This is a genomic window from Aeromonas sp. SCS5, assembly GCF_001887375.1.
Lineage (GTDB): Bacteria > Pseudomonadota > Gammaproteobacteria > Enterobacterales > Aeromonadaceae > Aeromonas > Aeromonas jandaei.
Map to the genome: position 1 here is coordinate 103,995 of NZ_LFCS01000005.1, position 22,221 is coordinate 126,215.

Sequence of the window (22,221 nt, forward strand, 5' to 3'; positions counted from 1 at the left end):
AGCGCGAACGGAGATCCGTTCGCCATCTGAAAGAAAACAGCAATTTGATTGACGAGTAATAGGCAGGAAATGACGCCGTTCGGCGTGTCATCATCCCCACGTACCAGCTTTAGCACTGCATAACGTATCCGGCATGCCGGAAGCCACTTGGGTTTACACCTTAATCCGATGAAAACTGTCCTGATCTTGGGCGTCTCTGGACGTCGTGAGATCAGTGGCCTGTGTTTATACAGGAGCCTCGCCTAACGAGATGCTGCAATTAAACTTGCACAACGCTCTGTTGTGCGGGCGGCATAATTGTCCAATCACACAACAAGGTCAACCCCGGTTTAGCCAGAAACCGCCATAGGTAACAGCTTGTTACAATTACTGGCTCAATCATGGCTCAACGATGGGATAGCCCAATATGCAAAAAGGCCCTGATAGGGCCCTTTGTAGATTCAGCGGATGTAATCAAACAGGGTCAACCTGCTTATCTTGCTGAAGGAGAGTTGTGACGCACTCAGCGCTGCATCCTCTTTCGCCAGCGTGGATATTACCTCGTAGAGATCGGCCTCAGAAACCTTGGCTCTCGCCTCGGTGTTCAGGTTACTCAACCCTTCGTTGGAGCTCATCACCTGTTCAAGGCTGTTCATCCGGCCGCCCAGTTCACCTAGTCCATGATCAATGTTCTGCCGAGCATTCTTCATATGAACGGTTACATCGGCCACCTTGCTCTGAAACGTATCGGCAGATACGCTCGGATCACGCAGCGTATTGATAAAGTCAGACATGCCATTGAGGATGTTGTCATTCTTTGGCGGATTGAGCGAAAACTGCTGTGCCGTCCCACCTGCTGGCAAATCGAGCGTCAACTCGAGACCGTTAAACGGAATCTTGGTACCGGGCGTGTAATTTCCCGTCTGCAACGTAGCACCACCGGAATCCTTGATCTGATAGGTATCGGGAGGCCCTATTGTGGTGGAAACGGTGTAGTCATTGCTGGCCAGCGCCGAGTTGTAGTTTGCCTGAAAAAAGTTATCAAAATTGCCTTGGTCCGCGATGCCCACCTTGATATTGGCAGTCCCTGCACTGGCTGTGCGCCTGGTCGCCACGATCTCGAAGAGATCCTGCCCTGAGTCATTGGCGGCAATTTTGACGGTCGGCGAGACCTGGATCTCGCGCTGCCCGGTATCTCCCTGATAGATGAACTTGCCGTTGGTATCTCTCACGTAGGGCTGGGTCTTGCTCTGGTTGCCCCCGAAGATATATTCCCCCTGAGAGTTCTTGCTGTTCATCAGATCAAACATCTGCTGTTGCAAGCCCTCCAGTTCGCTGGCAATCGACTTGCGATCTTCCATGCTGATGGAGCCGTTATTTGACTTCTGGATCAGAGTTTGAGCACTCAGCATGGCGTTATTCAGAGAGGTCAACACCGTCTCTTCATGGCCAAGGCTGTTCTCCAGCAGGCTGCCATTAACTCCATATTGTTTGAAGAGGTCAATCTCCTTGGTCAGCGCCATTTTTTGGCTCATGCCAGCCGGGTCTTCGCCCGCCGTCTGGAACTTATTGCCGGTCTGCAGCTGCTGATAAGCGGTATTAAGCCGCTCATTGGCACTGTTGAGGGAATAGATATTCCGGTCGTAAATCATGTTGGTCGTAATGCGCATGACGTTACCTCACGGAAGCAAGCAGTGTATCGAAAATGGTTTTGGCGGTACTGACGATCTGGGCTGATGCCGCATAGGATTGCTGGAACCGGATCAGATTGGCCGCCTCCTCTTCAAGGTTGACCCCGGAGACGCTCTCGTAAATACCGCTACTCTGGATCAGCTTGGACTCATTGGCCTTGAGCAAGGTCTTCGCCTGGCTGGTATTGTTACCCACCGACATAACCAGACCTGAATAGGCTTCATTGAAAGTCATCTTGTCATTGGCTGTACCGCCACTACTGCCTTTGCGCACCAAATCCTTGTTTTGCAGCTCCGCCAGTGCGAGACCGTTGCTGTTATCGGCAAAGCCATTACTATTGTAACTGAGTGTGAAACTGTCACCCGCGTTGACAGTACCGGTAATGCTGAACTCGTAGCCAGGAGTCTGTTTGGGATTGGCATAGACTGCCGCCCCAGCAGGGAAAGGGTTGACGATTGCCGACATCAGGTTCTGCCCCTTGCTGCTCGCAGGGGCCGTGCCGATCAAGGTGGTACCATCGGCTTGAAATACCTGATAGTTACCACTGGCATCAATTTTGACTACCTGAGGCGCCGTCGCACTCAGGCTATTGGTACCAAAACCGGAACCGGCTCCGGTATTGAACACCCCACCCAGCTTGATATCTGCACTACCACCGTTATTTGTGGTCTTTTGCGCTTTGAGCGGAGAAGCCAAAGCCAAATCTTCCGGTCTGGTTATATTTTGCGTTATGCCAGCGGCGGCACTCTTGGCTGGTTGCAACAGCAGCTTGTCGCCGGCAACTGGCGCGCCGGTCAAATCCACCGAAATACCGTGGCCCGGGATCTGGAAAGTGGCTGGTGGCATACTCCCCGTTGCAACCGAAGTTGCATTGCCATCCTTGTCCAGTGAAAAGACCTCATAACCTGTGGCGCTGCTAAAGCGGATCTCGTAGTCAAACGGGGTCACTTCTGTTCCCTTGCCGGGAACAAAACTGACCGTAGCACCTGCAGTACCGCCGTTGGAGTTGTAAGGCAACCCCTTGCTGGTGGGCAGGGTGAAAATATCGCTACCCAGCTCGTTATCCAGATCCATCCCCAGCCGGTTTTGCTGGTTCATGGCATCGGCCATGGCAATAGAAAGTTGTCCCAACTCGCGCTTGGTCGGCTCCAGATCAGTACGAGCCTTGAACAGCCCACCTACAGTCCCCCCGAAGGTATCGTGATCGATAAGCGCCTGATTATCACCCAGGGTCAGTTGCAGCTCCTGGTTGCGCGAGTCAGGATCCCCTGCCACCACCTTGAACTGAGCCACGCCACCATCGAGGATTAATGAATGACCAGTGCTCATATTGACCAGCATACTGCCGTTGGCCTGGGGGATGGTGCGAATATCCATCTTTTCGGAAAGCTGACGAATTGCCTCATCACGCTGGTCAGACAGCATCAGGTTCTCTTCCGGTGAGCCCTGGGTCCGTATAATAGCCTGGTTCAGGTCATTGATGCTGGTAAGCAGGCTATTGACCTGCTTGGTCTCGTCCTCAATGCGGGTGCTGATGGTGTCACTCTGCTTGTCGAGCTGGGCCGAAAGGGTGTGAAACCGGTTAACCATGCCGCTCAGTTCGGTCATGGCGACTTTGCGGCCACCAGTGTCGGCTGGTGACTCATTGGCAGAGTGGAAAGCATTGAAATACGAGGTCATAGCAGCCCCTACGCTGTTGCTGGTATCCCCAAGCAACCTGTCCACGGAGGAAAGCTGATCATAGTGAGTCAAGGATGCATAGTAAGCAGAGGTATCACGACGCACCTCCCCCTGCATATAGCTGTTGAGGATCCGCTCGGTCTTGATGTCGCCAGTACCCAGCCCAACAGAATTGGTATACACCAGCGTACGCTCACGCACATAGCCCTGGCTATTGACGTTCACTATGTTGTTACTGGTGCTCTGCAGCAGGCGCTGCTGTGCCAGCACACCTGATGAACCAATTCCAAGCAGATCGCTTGCCATATGTTACAGCTCCATCTCGTTGTATTGCGCAATGGCATCGCTGCGCAATACCTGTTTCAGTTTGTTGGCGTAGTGAGGATCCGTGGCATAACCGGCCTTTTGCAGCGCTTCAAAATAGTGATCCGGGCTGTCTACCTTGGCCAACGCCCCCTTGTAACGGGAGCCAGAGGTGAGAAAATCCACGTAATCGTTGAAGCTCTCTTCAAAAGAGTCGTAGGAGCGGAAGGCCGCTTTTTGGCGCGATGCAACCCCTTCCTCATACTCGAGCGTACTCACCACTGCCTTGGGCCCCTCCCAACGGGGATCAGCCTTAATGCCAAACAGGTTGTGAGTTACGTTCCCCTCGCCATCCTTGATCACCCGCTTGCCCCAGCCACTTTCCAGCGCGGCCTGAGCCACCAGTACCGCCGGACTGAGCCCCAGCTTGTCAGCCGCTTTCTTGGCCAGTGGCATCAAGCGCTGCACAAACTCTTCCGGGCTATCAAACTCTTTGCCATCGGCACTGCTACCAGCCTGGGCGGCAATGCCCATCGGCGGCACGGTACGGTGAGGGCGTACCGGCATGGTGAGCGCAGGTTTATCCTCTGCCATCCCCTTTTCAGCAAAATCCTTGCCAACTTTAGAGGCTTCAATCAAATCATTGGCAGCCCCGGTGGGCGGTTCGTAGGGTTTGTAGGCACGCTCCGTGCGCTGCGGCATCTTGAGCACCCGTCCATCCTTGTGGGTAAAGGTGGCTGGCGAAAGCTGCCTGGCCACCATATCAGCAAGACCTAACCCACCTTTATTGGTCATATCGGAAACACGCTGCTCATCCAGCATCCCTTCATAAAACTGGGTATAGCTGCTGTTGAACGGGCTATCCTGGGTCAACACCTGATTGGCCTGCCGCATCCCCTGAAAAATCATCTGGGTGAAAATTGACTCGAACTGGCGCGATGCACTCCGGAGCGCTTCCGCCTGCCCCTCTTTGCTGTTGCTCATCTGGCGGAGACGATCCAGGTTTTTGACGTCCTGTACGACCCCGAGATTGATACCGCTGTTAGTGTCAAAGTCCGCCATTTTGCTTACCTCTTTGCCGCCCGTGGCAACCCCTTGCCGCTTGTTACAATATGATCAGCTGTCCTTCGATAGCGCCTGCCTGCTGCAGCGCCTCGAGGATGGCCATCAGGTCACCGGGAGCAACCCCGACCTGGTTGACGGCCCGAACCAACTCATCCAGCGTGGCGCCGGTATCAAACTTGAACATCCGCCCCTGCTCCTGCTTGACGTTGATGGTCGAACTGTTGGTGGTAGTGGTCTGCCCGCCAGAGAGCGGATTGGGCTGGGAGACCTGCTGGTTTTCAGCAATGGTGACGGTCAATCCACCATGGCTGATAGCCGCCGGTTTCAACCTGACTTCACTGCCAATGACGATAGTGCCGGTTCGCGAGTTGACGATGATCTTGGCCGCTTCATTGGCCGGATCCACTTCCAGATTCTCGATGGTCGCGAGATAGGAGACCCGCTGACCCGGATCTCGCGGCGCATAGACCTTGACCGATGTGGCATCGAGTGCCTGCGCGGTATTGGGGCCGACCAGATCGTTCACCACATCAGCCAGTCGGCGTGCAGTAGTAAAATCCGGGCGATTCAGGTTGAAGGTGATGGTATCGCCCTGACTGAACGCATTGGGGACTTCCCGCTCGACGGTTGCCCCGTTGGCAATGCGTCCGACGGTCGGGGTATTGATCACCACCTTGGAGCCATCCGCCCCTTCGGCGCCCAGACCACCAACTACCAGACTGCCCTGGGCAACCGCATAGACCCGACCATCCAGCCCCTTGAGGAAGCTCTGCAGCAAAGTACCGCCACGCAGGCTTTTCGCCTCACCAATTGCCGACACTGTAACGTCAATGGTCTGGCCCGGCTTGGAGAAGGGCGGCAAGTCGGCATGAATAGCCACCGGTGCCACATCCTTGATCTTGGGCTTGATGTTGTCCGGCACCTTGATGCCAAAGTTGTTGAGCATGGTACGGAAAGTCTGCTCGGTGAAGGCGTTGTTCTTCTCGCCAGTACCGGGCAGACCGACCACCAGCCCGTAACCAATCAACTGGTTGGTGCGAACCCCTTCAACCGAGCTGATGTCCTTGATCCGGGCGGCATGAGCCATACCCAGCGGCAACAGACAGCAGAGGAGTGCGGCAAGACGGAGTGACTTCATAACATCTCCTAGAGCGGCCACCAGGGACCATTGAAAAAGCTGGTCAGCCATCCCTGTTCCTGGGTATTGGCCAAATCACCGGTACCACCGTAGTAGATACGGGCATTGGCAACTTTCTGTGATGAAACGCTGTTATCAGACGTCACATCTTCTGGCCGGATAAGACCGGTAATACGGATATATTCGTTGCCATTGTTAAGCATGATCCACTTCTCGCCACGCACCAGCAGATTGCCGTTGGGCAATACCTTGGCCACGCTGACCGAGATATTCCCCTGCAGGCTATTGCTCTGATCCGCCTTGGCTTGTCCCTTGAACGCGCCGGTTTGGCCGATGCTGGCCGAGAGGTCATAGGGCCCCGCCGTCACCGGCACGCCGCCCAAATTGACCCCATCCAGATTGAACTTGTTGTCTTTGCCACTCTGGGTGTTGGCTTTTTTGGATGCCGAGGTCGATTCGGCCAGCTGGATGGTGATGATGTCACCCACCTTGTGCGCCTTGATATCCGAATAGATGCCGTTGACCTGCTCCGGCTGAAAGATCGCCCCTGTCGGTCTCACCGAGACCGGCTCCGACTCCCCGTAAACGGGGGAAAACTCGGGATCATCGGGTTTGGGAGTATTGGGGGTCGAAGTACAACCACCCAGCACCAGCAAGCCCAGCATCCATACGGCTTTCATCATGCACCTCCTAATACTTAGGTACGCTGGATAAGGAATGACATCATACCGTCCACCGCCGAGATAACCTTGGAGTTCATCTCGTAGACCCGCTGAGCCTGGATCAGGTTCACAAGCTCCTCGGTCACATTGACGTTGGAGGTCTCCAACATCCCCTGTTTCACCACGCCCATACCGTCGGCACCCGCAGTCCCCTGAATGGCCGCGCCACTGGACTGGGTTTCCACAAACATGTTCTCCCCCATCGGCTGCAGACCGCTAGCGTTGACGAAATCGGAGAGCGTGATCTGACCGACAACCTGAGAAGCACCATCCCCTTTAAGTTGGACAGAAACCTGACCATCTTCGCCGACAGTCACGCTCTGGGCATTTTCCGGGATCTGAATCTCCGGTTGCAGGGTGTAACCGTTGCCAGGGGTCACGATAGTCCCTTCACTATTGAGGGTGAATTGACCATTGCGAGTGTAAGCAGAGCTGCCATCCGGCAACTGAACTTCAAAGTAACCGCGACCACTGATCATCAGATCCAGAGAGTTATCTGTGGTTTGCACGTTACCCTGGCTGTGATCTTTCTGAGTCGCCACCACTTTGGCACCGGCCCCCAGCATCAAGCCTGAGGGGCGTTCGGTATCAGCCGAGGAGCGGCCACCGGGCTGGTTGATGTTCTGATAAAGCAGATCTTCAAAGATGGCCCGCGACTTTTTAAAGCCCACGGTGCTGGCGTTCGCCAGGTTGTTCGAGGTAACCGAAATATTGGTCTGCTGAGCATCCAACCCGGTCTTGCTGATCCAGAGTGCAGGATTCATAGGTAACTCCTTGATTAGCTGATACGCAGCAGCTGGGTTTGGGCCTCGTCATTCTCTTCGGCCGTTTTCATTAATTTGATCTGGGTTTCGAACTGGCGCTGCAGTTGAATAAGGTTGGTCATCTCATCCACCACATTGACGTTGCTTCCTTCAAGAGATCCGGCAATCAGACCGACAGCGGCAGAAGCTGGCTCATTCTGACCATCCTTGCGGCGAAACAGGCCATCACTCCCCTTCTCTACCGCATTGGCAGCCGGGTTAACCAGTTTGATCCGCTGAAAATCCTCTGACAGGTTAGCCGCAGCACCTTCGGGACGACCACTGATGGTGCCATCACGGTTGATCTCAAGCTTCTCCATCGGCATCGGCAACACGATGGGTTGGCCACCATCATCCACCACGTTCAGACCGGTTGAGGTCTGCAGATTGCCAGTCGCATTCACCTGCAAATTCCCCATGCGGGTATAGGCCTCACCCCCTTTGGGGTCCTGCACTGCAATCCAGCCCGGGCCATCAACAGCCACGTCAAGATCCCGACCCGTTGTCATCAACATGCCATGCTGCAAGTTCTGACCGGGACGCTCCGTCATGGCAAATACCCGGCTAGGCAAGCCTTCCCCAAAGGCCTGCATGCTGCGGGCCTGCTCGAAGTCGGACTTGAAGCCGGTGGTATTGGCATTGGCGAGGTTATTGCTGCGAATAGCCAGGCTATTCATGTTCTCTTTGGCCCCGGACATGGCGATGTAAAGCAGGTGATCCATGGGATTCTCCGTCAAACAGATGACTCTGATGAGGAAGTAGCAATTTGAGTGCCAACAGGAGAAATTTGAGGGATATTGTGGGGAGCCTAGAGTCAGAAATACAGAGGGGGACATCAGTCCCCCTCTTAAATGGTCAGTAGACCAATTAACGGATCTGCAGGATGGTCTGTTGCAGCGAGCTGTTGACTTCCAGAGAGCGGGAGTTGGCTTGGAAGTTACGCTGGGCTGTGATCAAATCCACCAGCTCTGAGGTCAAATCCACGTTGGATTGTTCCAGTGCCGAAGACTTGATGGTACCGAATGTGCCCGAGTTGGGGGTACCCGGCAAGGCATCGCCAGAGAGCAGCGACTGCCGCCAGGAAGTATCGCCCACCTGAGTCAACCCTTGCGAGTTGGCAAACTTGGCCATCGCGACCATGGCAACCTTGATAGTGGTGGCGTTGCTATAGGTGGCAGAGACAATCCCATCTGGAGTGATCTCAACCTTGGTCAAACGACCGACGGTCGAACCATCCTGTGACAACTTGTTGACTTCAAACGGTGACGCATACTGGGTCACTGTACCAAACGAAATATCAACCTGCTGGGTAGGATCTGCACCGTTAGTGATAATACCGGCGCCAGCAGGGGGCGCAACACCCAACTGCTCTGTCTTGATGGTTGCCGGAACTGTCGGTGTGATCATTTTACCATCAGCACCAAACGTAATCTGTGCGCCCTGCGGGGCCTGGTTCAAGCCCGCAGCCATAGTCGGGGCAGCACCACCAACGATATCGATCGGTTTATCTCCTTGATACAGATACATCCGCCAAGAAGTAGGGGTGGTCGGCTTGCCCGGGTTTGCAGGATCAGCCTCTTTAACAAAATACTGGGTTATTGTATGAGGCTCCCCCAACGAGTCATAAATCACTACAGAAGTCGATGATGAATAGGTCTTTGAATCCTTCGGGTCAAATGTTGATGCTGGGCCAGCACCGAAGCCGGATGGTAAAGGATCTGCTGTAGATGGCAGGTTGAAACTGGCCTCAATTTTGCTGGTTTTCACCGGCTCACCTGCACGATCCGGAATCTGGATCGGCTTGGTTGCATTGATACTGACTGCCTTCGGGGTACCATCCGCATTTATCTCATAACCTTGCAGATATGAACCTTGGTTGTTGACCATATAGCTATTTTCATTGAGCTTGAAAGCACCTGCGCGGGTATAGGTGCGATCCAGATTGGTCAGACCATCGGAAGTAACAAAGAAACCGTTTCCTTGGATCGCCAGATCTAGCCCATTATTGGTAAATTGCAGCGCCCCTTGGTGGAACTGCTGAGCAACGGCACCGGTAGCAACACCATTACCGACCTGAGTCTTGCCATTGACAAAAATGGAGTTGGCGTAAACGTCCGCAAACTCGGCTCGAGACTCTTTAAAGCCCATGGTATTGACGTTGGCAATGTTGTTAGCGGTGACGTTCAAGTCTTTTTGTGCCGCGTTGACACCGCTTAAAGCATTGTTAAATGACATATCCAGCTCCTTAGATCGATGATGTCGACGTGGTCTTGGATGACGTTGTCTTGGAGGACGTGGTCGTCTGATTTGAATTAATTCCTGACACCTGCAGGATGTTGTTTAAATACTCTCCACCCAGTCCCTTCAAATTGAGACGGGTCGGGCTTGTAGCGGTTCCCAAGGCAACACTCTCCACCTTGCCATAAGCAAAAGTGGTAATACTTTCCGACTTGCCATCAAGGTTGCCACTGGCTTTAAGTACATATTTTCCTGATGCAACCCGCTTACCATTTTTATCTGTTCCATCCCATGCAATCTCGACGTTACCCATCTGATCACCTTCAAGGGGAAACTCTTTGATAACCTGCCCCTTCTCGTCTTCGACGGTAATTTTGACACTGGCATACTTGTTCGTCGTACCAACCGCAACGACACCAGTTAAAGAACCTTCCTTATCCAAAAATCCGGTACTGCTTTGCAGCAACACATTCTGTCCAACTAGGGAAGAGGCTTGCAGAGCTTGGCTGGAGATCATCTGTTCATTAAGCTTGCCCATCTGAGTGGATAAGCTGCTAATCCCCTCCGAGGTGGACATGGACGCCATCTGAGAAAGCATCTGGGCATTATCAACAGGCTTGAAAGGATCCTGATACGAGAGCTGCATCGTCAGCAATTTCAGAAATGAAGCCTGATCCAGCTCCTTCTTTGGCGCTGTTGTCGTACCATTTGCCTGAGTGGACGCATAGTTAACGCCACTCACACCATTTGTATTGGCCATGTTGCCTTCCCCTTATCAGGACTTGCCAAGATTCAGCGTCTGCTGAAGCATTTTCTTGGCCGAGTCTGCAACCTGAACGTTCGTTTGATAGCTGCGCGAGGCGTTGATCATGTCTGCCATCTCTTCAACCATGTTGACGTTCGGCTTGAAAATGAAGCCATCCTTGTCCGCCATGGGATGATTGGGATTGTACTCCTTGAGCAATGGCGCCTTGCTCTCGACAATCCCTTTCACCTCAACCCCAACCGAGCCCTGATTATCCGACATAGCCTGATCGAGCTGAGCGGCAAAAATTGGCCGCCGGGCATGGTAAGTTTTTTCCACACTGGAGCTGACGCTATCTGCGTTGGCCATGTTGCTGGCAACAGTGTTGAGCCGCACGGTCTGCGCGCTCATGGCCGAGCCGGCTATGTCAAAAACCTTGAACAAACTCATCACTGTTCTCCTTTCAGCGCCTTGAGCAGGCCGCTGATCTTGCTATTCATGAATTCAAGGGAGGTCTGATACTCAAGGCTGTTACGCAGAAACTCTGTGCGCTCCTGCTGCACATCCACCGTATTGCCGTCACCGGTATCAGGCTGCAACGGGTTGCGATATTGAACCGAACCGGGCGCATCCATATTCAAGGCAAAGTGTTTTTCGCTGGTGGTCGCCAGACCAAACCCCTGTTGTTGGTGCTGTGCATCCTGCAATGCCTGTGCAAAGTCGATATCCTTGGCCTTGTAGCCAGGGGTATCGGCATTGGCAATGTTGCTGGAGAGCACTTCTGCACGCTTGGCACGAACCCCCAGCGTGTATTGATGAACACCAAATGCCTTGTCGAATGAAAGAGCCATAGCTCACCTCCTGCTTGATACTGTTTCCAAGCAAGAGCTATGCCACAAAAGACTGGTAATGAGAGGTACGCAAGGAAGAGGTTGCAATACTCGGAAACACGGAACGCGCCAATAAACAGGCTGACGATAGAGAATCCACGCACTGAGGGTTTCTCAGCCTAAATAAAGAAGGAGGCATTGTGCCTCCCTCTGACGTGATATTGCCGCTATTCTGTCAATCCAGCTGGAGTGCGGATTGAAGGCCTATTTCACCTTGTAAACAATCCCCGGATTGCAACGGATCATCTCGAATCGATCAGTCAAACCGGCCAGTGACTCTGATGCCCCCAGCATCAGATATCCTCCCGGATTGAGGCTTGCAGCAAACTGGTTGAGGATCTTTGACTTAACTTCCGGAGCAAAATAAATCAGCACGTTACGACAGAAAATAATGTCAAATTTACCCAGCAAGCTATAGCTTTCCAGTAAATTCAAGGGACGGAACGTGGTCAATTTTCTGACTCGTTCCACCACCCGCATTTTATTGTCACCGTAGGGTTCAAAGAACATCTTCTTGCGCTCAGGTGACAAGCCCCGTGCCAAAGCAAGGCTGTCGTAGACACCCTCTTTGCACTGGTTGAGCATGGTGGTCGAAATATCCGTCCCCACGATCTGTACACCGCCAGGCAGGGTGCCAGGTTTTTTCATCTGCTGTTCCAGCGCCGTCATGGCAATGGAGTATGGCTCCTGTCCGGAAGATGACGCCGCAGACCAAATCTTGACGGGGCGGCCACTTTTACCCAATTCTGGGAAAATCTTGTCGGTCAACAACTGGAACGGATAGGTGTCACGAAACCAGAGAGTCTCGTTGGTCGTCATGGCATCTACCACTGCCATTTTCAGGTCACGCTCTCGCACACTCATTGCACGGGTAACCAAGTCAGACAGACTCTCGATGCCAAACTGAGCCATCAAAGGTGAAAGACGGCTCTTCACCAGATACTGTTTGTTATCACCCAGCACGATTCCGCTCTGTACTGCCAGAAAGTTGCTGAACTGTTTGTATAAGTCGTCCGAAAGTGTCTTCATGCAGCTGTTCTTCTTTATTAGAGTGCGTTTTGTACGGCCTTGGCCAATTCATCCGGTTGGAACTTGGCGATAAAATTGTTGGCCCCCACTTTCTGCACCATTGCCTGGTTGAATACTCCACTGAGGGATGTGTGCAGAATAACATGCAAATCTTTGAGGTTGGGATTATTGCGGATCTCGGCAGTGAAGGTGTAACCATCCATCTCCGGCATCTCGATATCCGAAATCACGAGAGCAATCTGCTCTTTGATCGGTCCATTTTTGGTCATTTCGAGCAGCATGTTCAATGCTTCACGGCCATCTTTTGCCAATACACACTCAACTCCGATCGCCTCAAGTGCACGCTGAACCTGTTTACGAGCAACCGATGAGTCATCAGCTACCAGCACAGGGCGTCCGAGAGTGGGGTGTTCAACACTTGCTTCAACCAGCTCTTGGCTAACCTCGGTGGAGACCGGAGAGATCTCGTTGAGAATGCGTTCAACGTCGAGAATTTCAACCAACTCACCGTCCACTTCGGTAACAGCCGTCATGTAGTTGATACGGCCTGCGCCCTTCGGCGGCGGTAGAATTGATTCCCAGTTCATATTGATGATGCGCTCGACCGAGTGGACCAAAAATCCCTGAATGGAGCGGTTGTACTCGGAGATAATAATGAAGCACTTGCTCAGGTCTTCAATGGGACGTTTGCCCATCGCCATGCTCAGGTCAATAACCGAAATAGTCTGACCCCGAATATGCGCTACCCCGCGAATGCAGGAGTTCAGCTTGGGCATCACGGTCAAGGGAGGACACTGCAACACTTCACGCACTTTGAATACGTTGATGCCAAATCTTTGACGTCCATTGAGACGAAACAACAACAATTCCAGCCGGTTTTGCCCCACTAGCTGGGTACGTTGGTTGACCGAGTCCAGGATACTGGCCATAAACACTCCCTAAAAACGCTTGGCATTAATCATGCATGCGTGATGGATTGCGTCAGACTATCGATGTGACAACGAACAGATTCTGAAGCAATCATAGTTAAATATGGTGATATGCGTGAACAACTTATCGACCAACGAGCAAAAATGATTAACCGACTTTTACTCATCAGCCTCTTTTTTGGCAGCATCTCTTCCAGCCACGCCTCGGACGTCACCACCTATTTGCAAGAAAAAGCACAAGAGTTCGTGTTTAACCAGCTCGAGGTGCCATTAGATGCCAGGGCTGAAGTAACGGCGGCAACCCTTGATGACCGACTTCCATTGACCCGCTGCGACGATCTATTGACAATCAGTTTACCTGGGAAAATGGAAATTCGCCGTAATACAACAGTTTACCTGAAATGTGAGGAAGACAAACCCTGGGATGTCTATCTTCCGATACGAGTGAGCATCCAGAAGCCCTATGTAACGGTCAACGCTCCGATTGCCAAAGGCGACCTATTGAGTGAAAGCCAGCTGCAACTGGGTTATCAGGATCAGACGCTGATCCGCGGCGACTACCTGACCGATATGAGCATGCTGGTCGGCGTACGCAGCAAACGAGAAATCAAACCGGGGCAACCAATCCGTTTGAGTCAGGTGTGTGTTGTATGCAAAGGTGATCAGGTCACTCTGACAGCCGAAAATAGCAGCTTCCAGATCAAAACCATGGCCCGAGCCTTGCAAGATGGCAGCTTCGGAGAGATCATCAAGCTTGTTAATATTCGCTCAGGAAAAACTGTCGAAGGAAAAGTCAGTGCAGTCGGTGCCGTAACGGTCGCTTTTTAAATGTCGGGTTTATCACCAACTTTTTTCTAAAGTTTTGACCTGCCGCACCGATAAACAGGTAAGCAAACCTTAAAGCAGACGAAGGTAACTCAAATGGCCATCAACAATATCAACAACTTGGCGAATAATCGGTTGCAAAACACCGTTAGCAGCCAGGGGACAGGCAGCAAGTCAGTCACCTCTTCTTCGCCAGAGCCCGAAAATAAAGCGGCTGCAGTCAAGCTGGACTCCGTCTCCTTGACCAGTGAGGCCCAACAATTGCAAAAGATGCAGCAGAATCTCAATACGGCCTCTACCGGCAACGAAAGCAAGGTCGAGCGGCTCAAGAAAGCCGTTGCCAGTGGCGAATATCAGGTAAACAGCGAAGCTGTGGCCAAGAAGATGTTCAGCTTTGAGACCAATCTGGACAAAGTTCTCGGATGATGGATCTGCCTTCGTTACTGCACACCCAAGATGAACACCTCAGCCAGATGCAAAGCATTCTGGAAGAGGAGTTCTCCTTGCTCGAAAAGCATCAGGCACTGGCCCTGCCCGAACTCACCGAGCGAAAACAGCTGCTGCTTGCTGAAATAGAGAGTCTGGATAAACAGCTGGCCCAATTGCCTGAGTTGGCTCAGCAACTGGCAGCTTATCCTGACGAGATGACCCGGATCCGGGAAAAACTGGATGCCTGTCAGGAACAAAATGACCTCAACGGTCGACTGCTGGAGCTCAGTATTGTCTCCAATCGCCGTCTGGCGAGCTTTCTGAGCCAGCTGCGCGATCGCAACAGCCTCACCTACGATGCCAAGGGCAATACCCGCTCAGGCACCCGCTCCTTCGGTATCAAGGCCTGACTCTCGACAAGTCGGGCCTTGTCACTTTCTGCAATCAATAAGACCTACAGCGCCAGTCGCAGTAATTCTCGCCCGTCGACACAACTCTTGACGCTCAGGACGCCCGCCTCATAGCAGCCATAACTGGCCGGCAGTTCACCGCGTGGAAAACAGATGGAGCCCGGATTCATCAAAATCTGGTCTCCCTGCCGCTCCAGTACCGGAACATGACTATGGCCGCTCAAAAATACACTGTCCGCAGGCAGTTGCACCTCATCGGGGCGGTAGAGATGACCGTGGCTCATAAACCAGCGGCGCCCATCAACCAGCAGCTGGTTGTAAGGGGCTGTGATGGGAAACGCGAGCAGCATCTGATCCACTTCGGAATCGCAATTTCCCCGCACCGCCATGATATAGGGGGCCAGCTCGTTGAGCCGCTCGGCAACTGCAGCCGGGTTGTATCCTTCAGGCACGGGATTGCGCGGGCCATGGTTGAGCAGATCGCCGAGCAACAGGTAGTGGTCGGGCTGCCAGGTGTCCAGCCGTGACAGCACCTGATCCAGTGCCGTGATGCTGCCGTGAATGTCGGAAATAATGGCAAGTTTCATTAGGTGCTCCTTACAGCGGGCCGAAATAGAGATCCTTGGTGGCAATCGTCCCTTTCAGATTCTGGCTGGGCAGCCCGTGCAAAGTGGGATCAACCAGTCGCATCTGGTTGTAATGATACACGGGGATGATGGGCGCCTCTTCCATCAGCAGCTGTTCGGCATGCTGATAGAGTGCAACCCTGCTCTTCTCATCCAGAGTGCTGGCAGCCTGTTCCAGCAACAGATCAAAATCGGGATTGCAGTAACCGCTTTCGTTGCGCAGATCCTGGCAGCGGAAACTGCTCAGCATGGCGGAAGGCTCGACGTAATCACCGAACAGAAAGCTTCTTGCCACCAGAAAATCACCGCTATCCTTGGCGACCTGATAGTTGTTCCACTCCAGATTGTTGAGCGTGACCTCAACCCCCAACTGACGCCACATACCGGCAATCAAGGTGGCTATCTTCTTGTGGGTGTCTGCCGTGTTGTAGGTAATGCTCAGCCTGAGTGGATGAGCACTGCTGTAACCGGCTGCGGTCAGCAATGCAACGGCCCTGGCCTGACGGGTCATCTGGTCCTCCAGTGCAACAGGGAGAGAGAGGTGGGAGTAACCCGGCATATCAGGCACCAGAGACCAAGCCGCCAACTCCTCCTGGCCGATCACCGACTTGGCCAACTGATAGCGGTCGATGGCAATGGAGAGCGCCTGGCGCACCCGCACATCCTGCAGCTCGGGGCGGCGCATATTGAAGGTGTAGAGATAGGTGCCCAACAACGGCGATCCCCAGACTCGCAGCGGATCGCTCTGCTTCATCTTCTGGTAATAGTCGGGCGATACCCGGTTGGTCAGCTGTATCTCGCCCGCTTCATAACGCAAGCGCTCGGCATGTTGTGAGGCAATGGGCAGATAGGTGACTCGCTGAATGCGGGTATGGCGATCATTCCAGTAATTGCTGTTGCGCTCCGCTTCAAGCCGCTCGTTGGTCACCCGGTTTGCCAAGCGGTAAGCGCCATTGCTCACCAGCTTGCCGGGCTCGGTCCACTGCTTGCCAAAACGGGCGATCGCCTGCTGATTGACCGGCACGAATGGCAGCTGGCTGATGAGCTGCAGGAAATAGGGAACCGGTCGCTCCAGAGTAACTTTCAGGATCTGGGCGCTCTGCGCCTCGACCCCGAGATTGGCGGGCTCCAGCGCACCGGCATAGATGGACTGGGCATTGTTGATCCCGGCAGTCAGCAGCAAGGTCGCCGAGGGGGAACCGAGGGCAGGATCAAGCAGCCGGCGCCAGGCGTAGACAAAGTCACCGGCAACCAGCTGCTCACCATTGGACCACTTCAACTGGGGGCGCAGGAAAAACCGCCACTCCAGGCCATCTTCGCTCACTTCCCAACGCGCAGCCTGGGCAGGCACGATACGTCCCTGGCCATCCTCGCTGACCAGACCTTCAAAGAGATCAACCAACACCTCCTCCCCGGGAAAACCGCTGCGCATCAGCGCCGGATCCAGAGAGTCGGGTTCACCGCCATTACCCTTGACCAACACCTGCCGATCCGACAAGCGGGGCGCCATCTCCACCGTAGTGGCGTATACCGGCGGCAACGCCAGCACACCGAGCAAAAGCGGGGAAAGCCAGCGTTGCGCCAGCCGGGGGAAGAGACCATACCTCATGACAAAACCTCGAATAAAACCACTGCAGGAGGGGAAGGCCGACGGCGCGCCTGATGAATGCCTGATGCCGCCCTTGTTATCCCCGAAAACGCCCCGTATTGTATCGGGCTTGCCCCGGAGATGGAGTCTTTAGGGTTAATTTTTTCGGGAGTTTTTATGGGTTATGAGTGGCTGGCTCTCGCATCGGCCAGTTTATGGGCAGTTGCCGCCCTGATTTCGGTCAAACCATCCCGCCATCTGGGCCCGTTTGCCTATAGCCGCTGGCGGATGTTTCTGGTCAGCCTGATGCTTGGCAGCATCAGTCTGCTGACTGGCGGCTGGCACACCCTCTCCGGCAGCGCCCTCCCGCTGCTCGCGCTGTCCGGACTGATCGGCATCTTTATCGGCGATACCGCGCTCTACGCCTGCATGAACCGGCTCGGCCCGCGGCGCAGCGGTTTGCTCTTCTCCTGCCATGCCCTCTTCTCTGCCCTGCTTGGACTCTGGATCTTCAACGAACAGTTGACCGGCTCACGGCTGACTGGTGCTCTGCTGGTCTTTGCCGGTGTCATGCTGGCCATTCTGTTTGGTCGACGCAGCAGTGGCAGCGAATGGGAGCGGATACGGGGAAGTTTGACCATCGGTGTGGCGCTGGGCCTCACCGCCGCCCTCTGTCAGAGTCTGGGCGCCATCATCGCCAAGCCGGTCATGATGAGCGGCAACGTCGATGCGGTGAGTGCATCGGGAGTCAGGATGGTCAGTGCCCTGCTGGCCCACTGCGCATTGCGGCTGACCGGATTGCCGCTGACCCGAGCATTTCGTCCCATCAACCGTCAAATCTTCGGCATGATCGCCATCAACGGCTTTCTGGCCATGGCACTCGGGATGACGCTGATCCTGCTCGCATTGCGACACGGCGACGTTGGAATGGTGGCGATCCTCTCCTCCACCACGCCGGTGATCCTGCTGCCGCTCTTGTGGTGGCACTCGGGGGAACGGCCTTCGGCGGCGGCATGGTGCGGAACCCTGCTCGCCACACTGGGCACAGTGCTGGTACTGGGTGCCAGCGGCCACTGACACCCGGGAGGATTTAGAAGAGAGCAATCTCGTCTGCGGTGAGTTCACGGTACTCGCCGGGTGCCAGCTCTTCATCCAGCGCCAAACCACCGACCTGCTCGCGGTGCAGACCCACCACCTTGTTGCCGATGGCGGCAAACATCCGCTTCACCTGATGGTACTTGCCCTCATGAATGGTGAGGCGCGCCTCGCACTCCCCCAGTAACTCCAGCTGGGCGGGGCGAGTCTTCTCGGTTTCACTGCGCAGCAGCACACCTTCGGCAAAGAGGGCGATGGCATCCGGGCTCACCGGATCGGCCAGCCAGACGTGATAGGTCTTGGCACACTCGTGGCGAGGTGAGGTTATGCGATGGGACCACTGACCATCATCGGTCACCAGCACCAGTCCGGTGGTATCGAGGTCAAGGCGGCCCACCACGTGCAGCTTGCCCATAGAGGGTTCATCCATCAGGAAGAAGACGGTCGGATGATCGGGATCCTCGTTAGAGCAGACATATCCCTCGGGTTTGTGCAGCATGAAGTAGCGATTGCGACGATCCAGTGTCAGGACGACGCCATCGAACTCGATCTGGCTCTCTTCATTGATGTGAAACGCCGGCTGCTTGACCACGATGCCATCCACCATGACCTCACCCTGACGGATCAGTTTGCCAGCGAGCGAACGGGTCAAATCGGAACAGTCGCACAGAAATTTATCAAGCCGCATTCACAACCTCGGAGTCCAAAAAGTAAAGGGGCAACATTATATCTGGCGGGGGCGACAACGCCACTGTTAACGGGCGGCCAATTGTGACGAAGTGGCCATCCAATGTTACACTGCGCTATGACCCATCACGGGCGATACTCATAATAATAAATCTCGGGAAGCCGCCATGAAGTCTCAAGCATCCTATCCTGTCATCCCCGTCAATCAGCTGAAACCCGGCATGTATGTCATCGCGATTGCCAGTCAGACCGGCGGAATGGAAATTGCCCAGATGGGGTTGGTCACCACTCAGGGACAAATTGCCAATCTGGTTCGTCAGGGTGTACTCACGGTGCGGATCGATCTCTCCCGCAGCAAGCTGGGTCATGCCGAGAGCGAAGCGGTCGCGTCGCCCGAACTTGGCAACGGCAGCGATCAGGCCAGACGCCGGGTCAGTGCCAACGGTGAGGGCAAGGAGCTCAAGATCCGCCGCCTCTATCAGGAAGCTCGCGAGCTGCAAGGCAAGTTCATCAGCCATCTCAAGGCAGGCGAACCCATCGATATCACCCCGCTGGCCGAAGTCGCCGAAGAGATGGTAGACACCATGTTTACCCACGGCGATGCCATGCTCTGTCTGGCCCGCATCCGCGCCAAGGATGCCTACCTGATGGAGCACTCCATGAACGTCGCCATCCTGCTGGCCAACTTTGGCCGCTATCTGGGGCTGGAGCGCAGCGTGCTCAAGGAGCTGACGCTAGGGGGATTGCTGCACGACGTGGGCAAGATCATGACCCCGGACGAGGTGCTCAACAAACCGGGCAAGCTGACCGATGAGGAGTTCGCCATCATGCGCCAGCATGTAGTGCACAGCTACGAGATATTGAGCAACACTCCCGGCATCACCCCCACCATGCTGGAAGTAGCCGCCAATCACCACGAGCGGCTGGATGGCACCGGTTATCCACAGCGGCTCAAAGGCGATCAGCTCTCGCTCTATACCCGAATGAGCGGCATTGTTGATGTCTATGATGCAATCACTGCAGATCGGGTCTACAAGGCGGGGATGCAACCGACCCAGGCGTTTCGCATCCTGCTCAAGGGGCTGCACAGTCACTTCGATGCCGAGCTGGTCACCAAGTTCATCAAATGCATGGGGGTCTATCCGGTGGGTACGCTGGTGCAGCTGTCAAACCAGCGGCTGGCCATTGTCATGCAGCGCAATCAGCAGGAACCGCTCAAGCCGGTGGTCAAGGTGATCTATCACGCGACCCAGCGCCACTACCTTGATGTGCAGTGGCTGGATCTCGCCAAAAACGGGGTTCAGGAAACCATCGAGAACACGGTTGATCCCAAGGAGTTTGGCATCAATCTGGCCAACTTCGTCTAAATCCGCTCCATCTAGCCCGACTCGCCTTCTCGCCGCCGCTCGGCGCAATGCTGGATGAGAAACTCCTCATCCAGTGGCGACAAATCAAAACGGATACACGCCTCTTCGATGGCTCGAATATCGTGTTGATGGTGCTCGCTGAGCCAGCGCACGGCGCGGCGCAGATCTTCACCATGGGGCAGCAGGGAGTGGTCGCTCATGGGGCACCTCCGATCAGCCATCGACACCAGCCCGTCACGTCGGGCGCACCCTTATAGCTTAGCCCTCTGCCACCCCGTCATCTTGCCTTCAATCAGGTTCAGGCAAATGCCTGCTGCCAATCCTGATCGAATTTCGCCAGCGCCGCGTCCACCGCCGGTACTCTCAGCAGCTGCTCGGCCACGTCGAGCGGCAGAGTGATGGACTGGCAGCCCGCCAGCAGGCAGTCGAGCGCCTGGCGGGGCGTACGGAACGACGCCGCCAGCACCTTGCTGCCCGGAACATGCAGCGTCAGCAGTTGCTGCAGCTCCTGCACGGTGGCAATGCCATCGCCCCCCTGCGCATCCAGCCGGTTGACGTAGGGCGCCACGTACTCAGCCCCCGCCACCGCCGCCAGCCAACCCTGCAGCGGGGTATAGACCGCCGTCCCCAGCGTCGGCACCCCGTTGGCCGTCAGGGTCTTGATGGCTGCCAATCCCTCTTCACATACCGGGATCTTGATCACCAGATCGCGGTCCAGTTCACGCAGGGCAAACGCCTCGCGCACCATCTCGGTCTCGGTCTTGGCCATCACTTGAGCAAACAGCCGTGCCTTGGGCCCAAGCACCTCCCGCAAGGCGGGCAGCAACTCGGTCAGCGGCATGCCGCCTGCCGCAGCAATGGACGGATTGGTGGTAACGCCAGCCAGCGGCAGGATCCGTGACCAGCGGCGCACCGCAGCCACATCGGCAGTATCGAGATAAAGCTCCATCTCTGACTCCTTAAAGGGATGTTCAATCTGTCGCTATTTTAGCCAGATAACATCCGCAATTTAGTTGATCAAAATCAAATCAACTTTCGAACGAAAGCAAATAGAATGCAAATACAAAAGGAGGCGGTATGATTTTCGACCTGCAACGCTATTCAACTCACGATGGCCCCGGCATTCGCACCCTGGTATTTCTCAAGGGGTGCTCGCTGGCCTGTCGCTGGTGTCAAAACCCGGAAAGCCGCTCTCCCAAGCCGGACATACTACTCGACCGGCGCCAATGCATCGAGGGATGCCAGCTCTGCAGCGATGCCTGTCCGGCAATCTTGCGTGACAGCCAGGGTGTCCAGCTCGCCCGCTCAACCCTCGGCAATCAGGATGTGGAACGGCTGCGCGGCCTCTGCCCCAGCGAAGCGCTGCAGGTATGCGGCCGGGAGGAGAGTCTGGACACCCTGATGACCACCATCTTGCGGGATCGCCCCTTCTTCGAGCGCAGCGGCGGCGGGGTAACCCTCTCCGGCGGCGAGCCCTTCATGCAGCCCGAATTTGCTGCCGATCTGCTGGCCCGCTGCAAGGCCGAGGGACTGCATACCGCGGTGGAAAGTTGCCTGCACGTGCCCTGGCACCAGATTGAGCCAAGCCTCCCCCACCTCGACCTGCTGCTGGCGGATCTCAAGCATGTGGATGAGGAGCGCTTCTTCGACTGGACCCGCGGCAAGGTCGCCCTGCCCCTGGCCAACCTCAAGCGTCTGGCCGAGCGCGGCGTGGCCATGCAGATCAGGGTGCCGCTCATCCCCGGCTTCAATGCCGACCGCGCATCCATAGAGGCCATCACCCAAGCTGCCGCCAACCTTGGCACTGTGCAGGAGATCCACTTTCTCCCCTACCACACCCTGGGCGCAGGCAAGTACTCCCTGCTCGACCAACCCTATCAGGCCCCCCCGCAACCGCTCGATGACCCGGCACTGCTCGCCTTTGCCCATGAGTGTGCCCGTGCGCAGGGGCTTACCCCGCTCACCCGGGGCTAGCAGCACC

Annotated in this window: 24 protein-coding genes and 1 riboswitch; of the genes, 6 read left to right on the plus strand and 18 right to left on the minus strand. The window is 55.1% G+C overall.

Annotated elements, in window-relative coordinates:
- Window positions 1-87 precede the first annotated feature (87 nt).
- Window positions 88-257, minus strand: a riboswitch (M-box (ykoK) riboswitch).
- Window positions 258-440: 183 nt separating this feature from the next.
- The 13 genes from flgL to BS300_RS06780 all read right to left on the minus strand — a co-directional run bounded on the left by flgL (window position 441) and on the right by BS300_RS06780 (window position 13,213).
- Window positions 441-1,649 carry a flagellar hook-associated protein FlgL gene (gene flgL / locus BS300_RS06720; RefSeq protein WP_071911659.1) on the minus strand — a complete coding sequence of 403 codons (1,209 nt, stop codon included), beginning with the start codon at window positions 1,647-1,649 and terminating at the stop codon, window positions 441-443.
- Window positions 1,650-1,653: 4 nt separating this feature from the next.
- Complete coding sequence (locus BS300_RS06725) at window positions 1,654-3,657, minus strand: flagellar basal body rod C-terminal domain-containing protein (protein ID WP_071911661.1); 2,004 nt, start codon at window positions 3,655-3,657, stop codon at window positions 1,654-1,656.
- A gap of 3 nt (window positions 3,658-3,660) precedes the next feature.
- Window positions 3,661-4,716: a flagellar assembly peptidoglycan hydrolase FlgJ gene (gene flgJ, locus BS300_RS06730; protein WP_071911663.1), complete on the minus strand. Its 1,056-nt coding sequence runs from the start codon at window positions 4,714-4,716 to the stop codon at window positions 3,661-3,663.
- Between the two features lie 43 nt (window positions 4,717-4,759).
- A complete protein-coding gene (locus tag BS300_RS06735; RefSeq protein WP_071911665.1) occupies window positions 4,760-5,857 on the minus strand; it encodes a flagellar basal body P-ring protein FlgI in 1,098 nt (365 codons plus the stop codon).
- A gap of 8 nt (window positions 5,858-5,865) precedes the next feature.
- Window positions 5,866-6,537, minus strand: coding sequence for a flagellar basal body L-ring protein FlgH (gene flgH / locus BS300_RS06740; protein WP_071911667.1), 672 nt, complete (start codon window positions 6,535-6,537; stop codon window positions 5,866-5,868).
- A gap of 17 nt (window positions 6,538-6,554) precedes the next feature.
- Window positions 6,555-7,343, minus strand: coding sequence for a flagellar basal-body rod protein FlgG (gene flgG, locus BS300_RS06745; RefSeq protein ID WP_043850558.1), 789 nt, complete (start codon window positions 7,341-7,343; stop codon window positions 6,555-6,557).
- Window positions 7,344-7,357: 14 nt separating this feature from the next.
- On the minus strand, window positions 7,358-8,104 hold the full coding sequence (gene flgF / locus BS300_RS06750; RefSeq protein WP_071911669.1) for a flagellar basal-body rod protein FlgF: 747 nt from the start codon (window positions 8,102-8,104) through the stop codon (window positions 7,358-7,360).
- 145 nt (window positions 8,105-8,249) lie between these two features.
- Window positions 8,250-9,617: a flagellar hook protein FlgE gene (gene flgE / locus BS300_RS06755; RefSeq protein WP_071911670.1), complete on the minus strand. Its 1,368-nt coding sequence runs from the start codon at window positions 9,615-9,617 to the stop codon at window positions 8,250-8,252.
- Between the two features lie 10 nt (window positions 9,618-9,627).
- Window positions 9,628-10,380: a flagellar hook assembly protein FlgD gene (locus tag BS300_RS06760; protein ID WP_043850556.1), complete on the minus strand. Its 753-nt coding sequence runs from the start codon at window positions 10,378-10,380 to the stop codon at window positions 9,628-9,630.
- Between the two features lie 15 nt (window positions 10,381-10,395).
- A complete protein-coding gene (gene flgC / locus BS300_RS06765) occupies window positions 10,396-10,815 on the minus strand; it encodes a flagellar basal body rod protein FlgC (RefSeq protein ID WP_033114356.1) in 420 nt (139 codons plus the stop codon).
- The gene (gene flgB, locus BS300_RS06770; RefSeq protein ID WP_071911672.1) at window positions 10,815-11,216 is read right to left on the minus strand and encodes a flagellar basal body rod protein FlgB; all 402 of its coding nucleotides are present in this window, start codon (window positions 11,214-11,216) and stop codon (window positions 10,815-10,817) included. The genes flgC and flgB overlap by 1 nt, the downstream gene beginning before the upstream one ends.
- A gap of 243 nt (window positions 11,217-11,459) precedes the next feature.
- Window positions 11,460-12,284 carry a protein-glutamate O-methyltransferase gene (locus tag BS300_RS06775; protein ID WP_033114354.1) on the minus strand — a complete coding sequence of 275 codons (825 nt, stop codon included), beginning with the start codon at window positions 12,282-12,284 and terminating at the stop codon, window positions 11,460-11,462.
- Window positions 12,285-12,301: 17 nt separating this feature from the next.
- Window positions 12,302-13,213: a chemotaxis protein CheV gene (locus BS300_RS06780; RefSeq protein ID WP_033114353.1), complete on the minus strand. Its 912-nt coding sequence runs from the start codon at window positions 13,211-13,213 to the stop codon at window positions 12,302-12,304.
- Window positions 13,214-13,357: 144 nt separating this feature from the next.
- On the opposite strand from BS300_RS06780, the gene flgA reads away from it, so the two are divergent.
- The 3 genes from flgA (at window position 13,358) to BS300_RS06795 (ending at window position 14,877) form a co-directional block, all read left to right on the plus strand.
- A complete protein-coding gene (gene flgA / locus BS300_RS06785) occupies window positions 13,358-14,041 on the plus strand; it encodes a flagellar basal body P-ring formation chaperone FlgA (RefSeq protein ID WP_083593419.1) in 684 nt (227 codons plus the stop codon).
- Window positions 14,042-14,134: 93 nt separating this feature from the next.
- Window positions 14,135-14,464, plus strand: coding sequence for a flagellar biosynthesis anti-sigma factor FlgM (gene flgM, locus BS300_RS06790; RefSeq protein ID WP_033113408.1), 330 nt, complete (start codon window positions 14,135-14,137; stop codon window positions 14,462-14,464).
- A complete protein-coding gene (locus BS300_RS06795) occupies window positions 14,461-14,877 on the plus strand; it encodes a flagellar protein FlgN (RefSeq protein WP_041209848.1) in 417 nt (138 codons plus the stop codon). The genes flgM and BS300_RS06795 overlap by 4 nt, the downstream gene beginning before the upstream one ends.
- 44 nt (window positions 14,878-14,921) lie before the next feature.
- Here the strand turns inward: BS300_RS06795 and yfcE are convergent, their stop codons facing one another.
- Together yfcE and BS300_RS06805 are read right to left on the minus strand one after the other, a co-directional pair.
- Window positions 14,922-15,464, minus strand: coding sequence for a phosphodiesterase (gene yfcE / locus BS300_RS06800; protein WP_071911674.1), 543 nt, complete (start codon window positions 15,462-15,464; stop codon window positions 14,922-14,924).
- Between the two features lie 10 nt (window positions 15,465-15,474).
- On the minus strand, window positions 15,475-17,112 hold the full coding sequence (locus BS300_RS06805) for a peptide ABC transporter substrate-binding protein (RefSeq protein ID WP_071911676.1): 1,638 nt from the start codon (window positions 17,110-17,112) through the stop codon (window positions 15,475-15,477).
- 156 nt (window positions 17,113-17,268) lie between these two features.
- Between BS300_RS06805 and BS300_RS06810 the strand changes: the two genes are divergently transcribed.
- Window positions 17,269-18,168, plus strand: coding sequence for a DMT family transporter (locus tag BS300_RS06810; protein ID WP_071911678.1), 900 nt, complete (start codon window positions 17,269-17,271; stop codon window positions 18,166-18,168).
- A gap of 13 nt (window positions 18,169-18,181) precedes the next feature.
- Here the strand turns inward: BS300_RS06810 and rsuA are convergent, their stop codons facing one another.
- Entirely contained in the window at window positions 18,182-18,874 is a 693-nt protein-coding gene (rsuA, locus tag BS300_RS06815; protein ID WP_071911680.1) for a 16S rRNA pseudouridine(516) synthase RsuA, read from the minus strand.
- Between the two features lie 166 nt (window positions 18,875-19,040).
- Between rsuA and BS300_RS06820 the strand changes: the two genes are divergently transcribed.
- The gene (locus tag BS300_RS06820; protein WP_041209843.1) at window positions 19,041-20,240 is read left to right on the plus strand and encodes an HD-GYP domain-containing protein; all 1,200 of its coding nucleotides are present in this window, start codon (window positions 19,041-19,043) and stop codon (window positions 20,238-20,240) included.
- A gap of 11 nt (window positions 20,241-20,251) precedes the next feature.
- On the opposite strand, the gene BS300_RS06825 is transcribed toward BS300_RS06820, so the two are convergent.
- The gene (locus BS300_RS06825) at window positions 20,252-20,440 is read right to left on the minus strand and encodes a hypothetical protein (protein WP_043850551.1); all 189 of its coding nucleotides are present in this window, start codon (window positions 20,438-20,440) and stop codon (window positions 20,252-20,254) included.
- Window positions 20,441-20,538: 98 nt separating this feature from the next.
- Window positions 20,539-21,189: a fructose-6-phosphate aldolase gene (gene fsa, locus BS300_RS06830; protein WP_071911682.1), complete on the minus strand. Its 651-nt coding sequence runs from the start codon at window positions 21,187-21,189 to the stop codon at window positions 20,539-20,541.
- Window positions 21,190-21,317: 128 nt separating this feature from the next.
- On the opposite strand from fsa, the gene BS300_RS06835 reads away from it, so the two are divergent.
- Window positions 21,318-22,214 (plus strand): glycyl-radical enzyme activating protein, encoded by an 897-nt coding sequence (locus tag BS300_RS06835; RefSeq protein WP_071911684.1) that lies wholly within the window; start codon window positions 21,318-21,320, stop codon window positions 22,212-22,214.
- The last annotated feature ends 7 nt before the right edge of the window (window positions 22,215-22,221 follow it).